7 protein-coding genes and 1 pseudogene are annotated in these 8,763 nt (G+C 41.8%); 3 read left to right on the top strand and 5 right to left on the bottom strand.

Translation table 11 applies throughout. From position 1 onward, the window contains the following. Nucleotides 1–125: 125 nt before the first annotated feature. Nucleotides 126–1,574 carry a CYTH and CHAD domain-containing protein gene (locus B4H32_RS06570; protein WP_286800959.1) on the top strand — a complete coding sequence of 483 codons (1,449 nt, stop codon included), beginning with the start codon at nucleotides 126–128 and terminating at the stop codon, nucleotides 1,572–1,574. Nucleotides 1,575–1,847: 273 nt separating this feature from the next. Here the strand turns inward: B4H32_RS06570 and B4H32_RS06575 are convergent, their stop codons facing one another. After that, nucleotides 1,848–2,480: a hypothetical protein gene (locus B4H32_RS06575; RefSeq protein ID WP_286800960.1), complete on the bottom strand. Its 633-nt coding sequence runs from the start codon at nucleotides 2,478–2,480 to the stop codon at nucleotides 1,848–1,850. A 106-nt stretch (nucleotides 2,481–2,586) separates the two neighbouring features. On the opposite strand from B4H32_RS06575, the gene B4H32_RS06580 reads away from it, so the two are divergent. Next, nucleotides 2,587–2,976 (top strand): DUF3144 domain-containing protein, encoded by a 390-nt coding sequence (locus B4H32_RS06580; RefSeq protein WP_286800963.1) that lies wholly within the window; start codon nucleotides 2,587–2,589, stop codon nucleotides 2,974–2,976. A 56-nt stretch (nucleotides 2,977–3,032) separates the two neighbouring features. Here B4H32_RS06580 and B4H32_RS06585 read toward each other — a convergent pair whose 3' ends face one another. The 4 genes and pseudogenes from B4H32_RS06585 to icd form a co-directional block, all read right to left on the bottom strand. Beyond that, complete coding sequence (locus B4H32_RS06585; RefSeq protein ID WP_286800965.1) at nucleotides 3,033–5,801, bottom strand: M16 family metallopeptidase; 2,769 nt, start codon at nucleotides 5,799–5,801, stop codon at nucleotides 3,033–3,035. Nucleotides 5,802–5,945: 144 nt separating this feature from the next. Next, a pseudogene (locus tag B4H32_RS06590) lies at nucleotides 5,946–6,149 on the bottom strand (PhzF family phenazine biosynthesis protein); the annotation flags it as partial. Beyond that, on the bottom strand, nucleotides 6,125–6,271 hold the full coding sequence (locus tag B4H32_RS06595; protein WP_004681377.1) for a PhzF family phenazine biosynthesis protein: 147 nt from the start codon (nucleotides 6,269–6,271) through the stop codon (nucleotides 6,125–6,127). The gene B4H32_RS06595 and the pseudogene B4H32_RS06590, both read right to left, overlap by 25 nt. Before the next feature lie 189 nt (nucleotides 6,272–6,460). Further along, nucleotides 6,461–7,717, bottom strand: coding sequence for an NADP-dependent isocitrate dehydrogenase (icd, locus tag B4H32_RS06600; protein WP_286800967.1), 1,257 nt, complete (start codon nucleotides 7,715–7,717; stop codon nucleotides 6,461–6,463). A gap of 197 nt (nucleotides 7,718–7,914) precedes the next feature. Between icd and B4H32_RS06605 the strand changes: the two genes are divergently transcribed. Further along, on the top strand, nucleotides 7,915–8,718 hold the full coding sequence (locus tag B4H32_RS06605) for an rRNA large subunit pseudouridine synthase E (protein ID WP_004674740.1): 804 nt from the start codon (nucleotides 7,915–7,917) through the stop codon (nucleotides 8,716–8,718). Nucleotides 8,719–8,763 lie beyond the last annotated feature (45 nt).

Genomic DNA, 8,763 nt, shown 5'->3' on the forward strand with positions numbered 1-8,763 from the left:
TGAACAAAATAAATTATAGTGTCACAACATATCCAAGCTTCAAAAAACTTTAACAGTCATTTTTGGGATCAACAGGTTATACTCATTTCAATTGGTTATTTTAAATGGTCAGGAGCCATTACGTTATGGAAATCGAGCTTAAATTTCAACTCCCTGAATCCAAGAAAAAAAGTGTTTTACAGACCTTAAACAAACACAAAGCACAAAAAATTCATTTACAGGCCAAATATTACGATACGCCTGATCGTCTACTTGCCAAAAATTATGTGGCGATTCGCTTGCGTCAGGAGGGAGATGGCTGGGTACAAACCTTTAAGGCAGCCAGTAAAAATCATTTACAACGCATTGAAGAAGATATTGTATTAGGCAAATGTGAACAGGAACCTGAACTAGATTTATCACATTATCAACATAATCAAACCGTTCAAAATGTGTTACGTAACATATTAGGTAATGAACCTGCCGATTTACAATTGCAGTTTCAAACCGATGTACAGCGCACTTACCATGTATTTGAGTTTAATCATTCTCAGGTTGAAGTTTGTCTGGATGATGGAGAAATTCGTACAGGCAAAGATCAGGCGAAAATCTGTGAAGTTGAGTTTGAACTCAAGCAAGGTTCAGCTCAGGATTTAATTGAATTCGCTCAAACCTGGGTAGATAAATATCAACTCTGGCTGGATGTGCGTAGCAAGGCAGAACGTGGCAATTTATTGGCTATGGAGAAAAAATCTTCTCCTGCCACCAAAGCAAAAGCACTTAAATTAGATCCGAATCTATCGGCTGAACAGGCACTGAAATTGGTGATTGAAAATAGTCTAAACCATATTCTACCCAATGCGGCTGCCATTGCTGGTGGCGTGGCTGAGGCAGATCATATTCATCAGGCACGGGTGGGTTTACGCCGTTTACGTTCAGCATTAAAACATTTTTCCAATTGGTCAGAACACATCAATCCTGCTTGGGAAAGTGAGTTGGCCGATATTTTTAGGGCATTGGGACAATCACGCGATCATGATGCCATTCAGGATTCCGTCATTCCATTGATCAAGGAAGTCTGTGATTTTGATTTTGCATTAAGCTCCAGTAGCGATCCTGAAATTGCCACACGTTTAAGCAATACTCAAACCACACAATTATTTTTATCCCTCATTAGTTTTATTTATAGTGAAAATGAAGCAAAGACCAAATTGTTCAAACAGGTCGCTAAAAGCTTAAGCAAGCTCTATCACAAGATTTTAAAAGATGCTTCCCAATTTCCTGAACTTTCTATAGAGCAGCAACATCGTACCCGTAAGCGAGTCAAGCAACTGCGTTACTGCATTGACTTTACTGCTGGGCTTTATCCTAAAAAGCAGGTACAGCAGTTTCTGGATAAACTGCAACCGATTCAGGAATATTTAGGTTTTTATAATGACCTATTCGTGGCTGAGCAGATTTTCCAGCAACAAGTTTCTGAAAAGCCAGAATTTTTATTTGCTTTAGGCTGGGTCAAAGCACAGCAGCCGCATGTGACAAAAAAAGCAAATAAAAAGCTACAGGTGCTTTCTCATAAAGATATTTTTTGGGCGTAATTGTTTCTTTTATATAGCTAATCCAAGCAGCAAGTACAACAAAGTAAAACCAGCATTTACTATCGTGATGGGCGGCATGGATGCCGCCTGTTTGGCTGTGATACAAGGAAGTATCATCAGCCAAACAAATGGTTTTGCCTACTTTGTCCGAAAACAAAGTAGGAAATCGTCTATGCGAAAACATTTAAACTTTACCTAATGTTAGTGGCTGTGCAGTTATTTATCAAAATTAATACCCTACTCCTAAAAAGATATTTACTAGACTTAGACTATTCAGCGATATTTCCCAAAAATTTTCCAAACACCATTATCGGCAATCGGATCACTATAGCTATCATTACGCTGTTTACGGGGTTTATCCCGTGCATCCACCAATTCAAAATGCGGCTCAACACTTAGAATCATGCCATTCATATAAAAACGGGTTCGGGTATATTCACTTTGCCCATGCTGGAACACATAAGTCCGTAAATCAATAAACTCCCGATGTGCCACCAAAGCAGCCGTATCATCACTTTCCAGCCATTCCTGCATGGCAAAAATCTGGTCGGTATCAAACTGCCCACATTTTTCCACCAGTGCCGCCACACCCCGAAAAGTTTTAGATTCTTTAGCGCGGGTTTTATTGATTCGGATACGATCAACATGAAAGAAAAATAACGGCAAATTTAAATGACTGGGTAAATGAATGGCATCCACTACCTCATCTTCCATAAAAGGCTGGCAAAGCTGTTGTGCCCTCTCAATCAAAGGCTGCCATTGTCGATAGTATTCATCCACTTCATGTTTCAGCCCATAATAAATCGGCAAACCCTCCACATGCTGTAAATTTTGCGGTGGATGGATGTGTTGGCGTAGTAAAGCAATATCGGTTTTTAAGCTTTGGATCGCAATTGCATCTGACATTTTGGTTATTCCAACTTGCTTAGGCTATTTTAGATTAAGGCAAAGGTTTAGTTTCAGCAAGGCTTTGTCTATAATAGTGTGTCTTAATTTGTCGCTGGAAATGATCATGTCTCAAAAAATTAACGCTACCGATGTGACGGAAGAAGAAGCTTTAAATGCGGTATTTTTTGAGCGTGCCGATGAGTTTATCAAACAGGCCAATGAATTTTGCCGCCCTCCAAAAGGGCAAAAAACTGATCCTGCTGAATTACGGGGACAAGTGAGTGCAGCCATGTTATTTGGTACAGCCCGTTTTAACACATGGGTAGCAGCCAATAATTTTAAAGATGGCAATGAAATGCGTGATGCCAAAGAACAAGTGATGTCTTATTTACTGCAACAGTTCCAGATGATGCTTGAAGACAACTTTGACGAATATTGTGAACAGTTTGAAAACTATTTACGCTTTCGCAAAAATGAAGGTTTTCATACGCATAAACATGATCACGACCATTAATGGTCACTCCGTAAATAATAAAGCCACCGATTTAGTGGCTTTATTATTTTGATCATTTATTTCGTGGCTTGATCCTGACCATACTGATCAGCCATCACCTCAACAAACTGATCTAGCTTGATATATTTCTTAATCACGGCATCTACATCAGCCTTACTGAGTTTGGCAATCTCTTGATCACGCTTTTCACGATCAAGCAGGGTTTTATTGCGTTCCAACTGTGCGGTTAACATGCCATGAATCTTGCGTTCATCTTCCAAGGAAGTGACACGTTTTTTCATAATATCGGCTTTGGCTGCCTCCAGTTCCTGTTCAGTCACACCTTTATTCAACAAGTCTGTCAAAACCTTATGCACAGATTGGGATACCTGATCAGAACGTCCAGCGGTATAGTTCGCTGTAATACTGATTGAGCCACTTTCTGTATCTGAGTCCAAGTCAAGATCACTGCCAAAACCATAGACCAGCGCATTCTTTTCACGTAACTCCTGCGCCAAACGCGAGGAAAGCTGTGAATTGCCCATAATATGACTGAGAATAATCAATGCTGGTGCATCTGGATGATAGGCACCAACAGGCATGGTGAGAACACTTTGGTAACTTCCAAACTCACGCTGTTCTGACAAAGCATGTACTTTCTGTGCTTTAAAAGCCACATAAGGGGAAGTGATCTTTTGATAAGGCTGTTTGGTTTTCCATGAACCAAACGCTTTTTGCAGCGTTTGCTGCATTTTTTTCGGATCAAAATCCCCTGTTACTGCAATTTGGGCATGGTTGGTCACGAAGAATTGGTTATAGAATTGTCTAATTTGCGCTTGAGTCACATCATTTAACTGTTTCTTGACCAGATCAGGCTCAAAGTGATAACGCATATCCCCAGGCTGGTAGGTTTCCAGCAATCTTGCCAAGGTCATGGATGCGACAGTAGCAGGCTCGGTATACGGGCGATCCAGTACCGACAAGCTTTGGTTTTTCGCCAAATCAAATTCGGACTGGGCAAATTTAGGTTGCTTAACCACCTCAATAATAAAGTTGAGGAAATCTTCAAACTGGTCTTTTTTGGCATTGATGTTAATGGTCAAACCATTACCATTTGATATGACAGAAGCTCCACCACTTGCCGCAATTGCCCTATCGGTAATTTCCTGCAAGCTATGCTTTTCTGAACCACGTAACATCAGGTAGCTAGTCAGGTCTAAAGTCACACCCTTGCCAAATAAGGTTTTTTCATCACCAAAGTCCAGACTGATGGTGGCATAGGTTTTGTCATCGCGAGTTGACGCTGGAAACAATGCATAGCGAATACCGTTTTTCAATTCACCCCGTTGAATCTTTTGCTCATTCTTTTGCAACTGCTGGGCAGACTGGGTGACAAATTGGCTAACTTCTTGTTTATACACACTGGCATCTTTTAATGGCTCAGCTTTCTCAGCGCTCTGGTCCAGCGTTTTAGGTTTTTCCTGAGTATTTTGCGTCATGGCCTTTTTCTGGTCTTCAGGCGTTGGCAAAATATCTCCAGAAATACGGTGTGATGAAACCAAAAACTGCTTCAAGATCTGGTTGGCATCATTCAACTTTAAGTCTTGAATGGCCTGTAGGTCTTTAAAATACTGGTCCCACTGTCCATGTGAAGCCACAGCATAATCACTCAGACGTGAACCTAAAGCTACAGCATCTTTAGCAATGGTATCAGCGGCATTTTTGGTCATGTTCTTGACCCGTTGTAACTCTGCATCGGTAAATGGCTGGCTATTTTCCACGCCTGTCGTTAAGGCTTGATCGACTTTTTTGGCATCATGATTCGGTGCATAAATCGCTCCCATAAATACCAGATTAAAATCCTGATCCAGCCATGTTGTCGACTGTACAGCGGTGCTAATACCTGTTTCCACCATACTCTTATACAGGGTTCCACTTGGCTGCATGGTATAGAGTGCTGGTGCTATCGACAAGGCAGACTGTAGCTGTGCATTCTGCCCATTCATATAGACATGGAACTTGGCCAAGTCACTGCCCTTTTGCACGGTAAATTGTCGTGGCTGAATTTTTCTGGAATCCAGTACAGGAACTTTTACAGGGGCAGGCACAACCCGTGCTGGAATAGGGCTAAAATATTGATCAATTTTATTCAGCACCTCAGTTTTATCAAATTTACCCGAAATAACCATAATCGCATTATTTGGTGCATACCATGTTTTATAGAACTGATTGAGTTCGTTCATGTTGATGGACTTTAACTCGGGCAAATCCCCAATTGGCAACCGTCCCAAATATTGATTACCGTATGCTGCTTTAAACATCTGATCCATCAAAACCGCAAAAGGCTGATCCATACGGATTTCACGTTCACGTTTTACAATCTCGATTTCAGACGGTACAAATTTCTCCTGCAACACCAGCTTGTCCATACGCTCAGATTCGAGGTACAGAATTTCATTTAAGGCGGTTTTTTCTGGACGGACAATATTCAGATACTTGGTAGAGTAATAGTCAGTACTGGCATTGGTCATCAGGGTATATTGATCTAAACGGCGCTGAAACTCCTCTCCCTTGACATTTTGTGTGCCTTTAAAGGCCAGATGTTCCAGTAAATGAGCCAGACCACCCTTGCCTTTTGGATCATTCAGTGAACCTGTCAGGTAGATTGTGTTGACATACACCTTATTTTCTTTATCGTTTGGTGCAAGAATAACCCTGAAACCATTATCTAATTTATATTCTTCAATATTTTTCTCAGTTTTGACCAGTACTGTCTGAGACCAGGAAGTTGCACTTAACCCGATTAAACAAAGAGAAAGGGTAAGCTGCTTAAACCGCATTAACATAGATTATCCAAGTATTTTGGGTGAATTAAATAAAAACAATAAGCTATAGTAGAGAACGATTCGCATTTTTAATAGTAATGTTTTGAAAAAAGCTGCTGATTTAAACAGCCTTTTTCTTTGTTTTTATAGAGATTTAGTTACAAATTAGATCATCAGTTCGGCCTGCATGTACAGTTTCGCATAGCCTGAGATTTCAATACGCTGTTCAGACTCAATAACACATTCCAGAATCCCACCTCGAGTGGAGGCCTGATAAGCGATCAGCCGTTTTTTATCCAGTTTTTCCGCCCAAAGCGCTGCAATTGCGGTATGGATTGAAGCCGTTACAGGGTCTTCGCCAATACCAACTTGTTTTCCAGCGCAATATTCTGCATCAGGATGTCATCCAGCCATTGCTCGGTCACAATCACCGCCGCAGGATTGCCCTTAAATAGTTGTTTGGTAAAGGCATCTACCTGATACATTTTCATTGCACAACACTCTCAAGATTTTTAATTTATTTTGAACACATGGTGGATAAATGATAGATACAGATTTTTTTAAATTTACGATACACAACCAGCTCTGAACCTTTAACAGAAACTGAAAGCTTAATGGTTTGATAAAAGCATAACTAAAAAAGAGTGGCCAAAACCACTCTTAATAGGACAAATAAAAACTTACTCGCCCATATGCTCAATAATGGCCTGACCAAATTCAGAACAACGCAACAAGGTCGCACCTGGCATTAAACGCTCAAAGTCATAAGTGACAGTTTTCGCCTCAATCGCCCCTGACACGCCCTTGATGATCAGGTCAGCGGCCTCTGTCCAGCCCATGTCACGCAACATCATTTCAGCAGAAAGGATGATTGAACCTGGGTTGACCTTATCCTGACCTGCATATTTCGGTGCTGTACCGTGAGTGGCTTCATACACCGCAATTGCCCCACCAATGTTTGCACCTGGCGCAATCCCAATACCACCGACCTCTGCCGCAAGCGCATCGGAAATATAATCACCATTTAAGTTCAATGTGGCAATGACAGAGTAGTCTGCTGGGCGCATCAGGATTTGTTGCAGGAATGCATCGGCAATCACATCCTTGATTACGATATCCTTACCCGTTTTCGGATTCTTGATTTTTACCCACGGCCCACCATCAATCAGCTGACCGCCAAAACGCTCCACTGCAAGCTCATAACCCCACTCCTTGAACGCCCCTTCGGTGTATTTCATGATATTGCCTTTGTGAACCAGTGTCACAGAGGGTTTGTCATTATCAATCGCGAATTGAATGGCCTTTCGTACCAAACGCTGGGTACCTTCTTTGGATACAGGCTTGATCCCGATACCACAGCCCTCAGAGAAACGAATTTTGGTAACACCCATTTCTTCTTTCAGGAACTTAATGACTTTCTTTGCTTCTGGAGAATCGGCTTTCCACTCAATCCCAGCATAGATGTCTTCCCAGTTCTCACGGAAAATCACCATATCCGTCAACTCAGGATGTTGCACAGGTGATGGTACCCCCTCAAACCAGCGCACTGGACGCACACATACATATAGGTCCAATTCCTGACGCAGCGCGACATTCAGGGAACGGATACCACCACCAACTGGTGTAGTTAAGGGACCTTTAATTGAAACAATAAACTCACGCAAAGCTTCAAAAGTTTCTTCTGGCATATAAGTGCCATAAATCCTGTCGGCTTTTTCGCCGCAATAAACTTCCATCCATTCGATCGAACGTTTGCCACCGTAAGCTTTTTGCACAGCAGCATCTACAACTGCTTTCATTGCTGGTGTAATATCCACACCAATACCATCACCTTCAATGAAAGGAATGATAGGATGATTTGGAACATTCAGTGACAGGTCTGCATTCACTGTGATTTTGTCACCATCTGCAGGAACCACGATCTTCTGATAACCCATTGTACAGGTTCTCCCTCATGTAGCTGGCGATTAATGTATCCCTTGTTTTTTATGGCATACTTTGATTTTTTACTTCCTGATTCAGTGTAATTCAATCTTGTATCTTTTTAGATTTATATGAGAAATAATAACATTTCTCAGTAAAATAAAAATATACATTTACCAAATACCCCATACTCTTAAAGTAGTATTTTTATATGAAAATTGTCGTATTTAACAAACCTTTTGACGTGCTGTCACAGTTCCGTGAAGATGAAGCCCATCTCACGCTTTCCCATTTTATCCACGATCCTGATTTGCGTCTTGCAGGCCGCCTTGACCTTGATTCTGAAGGACTGATGTTCCTGACAGATCATGGCGGTTTAAACCAGTACATTACCAATCCAGCGAACAAGAAATACAAGACTTATCTGGCTCAGGTGGATGGTGATGTCACTGAGGAAGCGCTTGAACAGCTGCGTAAAGGTGTAGAACTGGCAGATGGCATGACCTTGCCCGCCAAAGCCATTAAAGTGGATCAACCAGAATGGTTATGGGATCGTGATCCACCTGTACGCTACCGTGCCAATATCCCGACCAGCTGGATTGAGTTACAAATTTGTGAAGGGCGTAACCGTCAGGTTCGCCGTATGACAGCGGCGGTTGGCTTTCCAACTTTGCGTCTCATTCGTACCAAGATTGGCGCCATTGATTTAGTGCGTCTGGGTTTGCAACCAGGCGAACAAACCGATATTGAACCGCTGCTTTATCCAGATTTTAAAGACCTGCCTGAAGATCAGCCCTACCGTTCTCGTTCCTATGTCAAAAAACCTGGCGGTACGGGTGGCAAGCCAATGCAGCATAAAAAGAAAGAGGGTGATAAAAAGGACGGTGACAAGAAAAAGTCTGGGACTAAACGTATCTGGCAAATGGATGAAAGTGAGAAACCACGTCGCAAGACCAATGGTACAACACGTCCAAGTACCAAAGCGCCTCGTGGCCGTAACCGTAATGGCCGTTAAGATTTAATATTTCTTAGGTTAGTCATAAAGCCCACTTCAAAGCCC

The organism is Acinetobacter sp. UBA2063, from assembly GCF_002333245.1.
Taxonomy (GTDB): domain Bacteria; phylum Pseudomonadota; class Gammaproteobacteria; order Pseudomonadales; family Moraxellaceae; genus Acinetobacter; species Acinetobacter parvus.

Bases quoted from the DNA above. Each gene is read 5' to 3' on its own strand.
- icd (WP_286800967.1), bottom strand. From the start codon at position 7,717: ATGGGTTATCAGAAGATCGTGGTTCCTGCAGATGGTGACAAAATCACA.
- B4H32_RS06570 (WP_286800959.1), top strand. From the start codon at position 126: ATGGAAATCGAGCTTAAATTTCAACTCCCTGAATCCAAGAAAAAAAGT.
- B4H32_RS06605 (WP_004674740.1), top strand. From the start codon at position 7,915: ATGAAAATTGTCGTATTTAACAAACCTTTTGACGTGCTGTCACAGTTC.
- B4H32_RS06575 (WP_286800960.1), bottom strand. From the start codon at position 2,480: ATGTCAGATGCAATTGCGATCCAAAGCTTAAAAACCGATATTGCTTTA.
- B4H32_RS06595 (WP_004681377.1), bottom strand. From the start codon at position 6,271: ATGAAAATGTATCAGGTAGATGCCTTTACCAAACAACTATTTAAGGGC.
- B4H32_RS06585 (WP_286800965.1), bottom strand. From the start codon at position 5,801: ATGTTAATGCGGTTTAAGCAGCTTACCCTTTCTCTTTGTTTAATCGGG.
- B4H32_RS06580 (WP_286800963.1), top strand. From the start codon at position 2,587: ATGTCTCAAAAAATTAACGCTACCGATGTGACGGAAGAAGAAGCTTTA.